The organism is Streptomyces atroolivaceus (assembly GCF_000717025.1).
Taxonomy (GTDB): domain Bacteria; phylum Actinomycetota; class Actinomycetes; order Streptomycetales; family Streptomycetaceae; genus Streptomyces; species Streptomyces atroolivaceus.
This window is the reverse complement of sequence record NZ_JNXG01000073.1, coordinates 1-367: the sequence shown is the minus strand read 5'-3', so window position 1 is coordinate 367 and position 367 is coordinate 1. Positions and strand designations below refer to the sequence as shown.

Here is a 367-nt window from a genome sequence, read left to right as displayed (position 1 = left end):
GTTCCGGAACCAGTACGCCCCGTCCAGTTCGGCGGTGTCCAGTGCGTCGCCGGTCACGGTGGAGTGGAACGCGATCCGGCCCGACCGTGGTGTGACGTCGCTCAGTTCGCCGGCCAGGGTGTCCCGGATCTCCTCGACATGTGCGGAGTGGGAGGCGTAGTCGACGGGAATGCGGCGCGCCCGGACGCCGGTTTCCTCGCACCGGGCGAGCAGCTCGTCCAGCGCTTCGGGCCGGCCGGCCACGACGGTCGAGGACGGCCCGTTCACCGCTGCTACGGAGAGTTGTCCGTTCCAGGTGGTCAGCAGTTCTTCGGCTTGTGTCTCGGGTAGGGCGAGCCAGGCCATGCCGCCGCCGCCGGAGAGGACG

General features: G+C 70.0%; 1 protein-coding gene. It reads right to left on the bottom strand.

Annotated features, from left to right (window positions below; all coding sequences use genetic code 11):
• Positions 1–367 (bottom strand): acyltransferase domain-containing protein (locus OO67_RS35465; protein ID WP_033305958.1); only part of this gene is annotated, 367 nt, incomplete at both ends.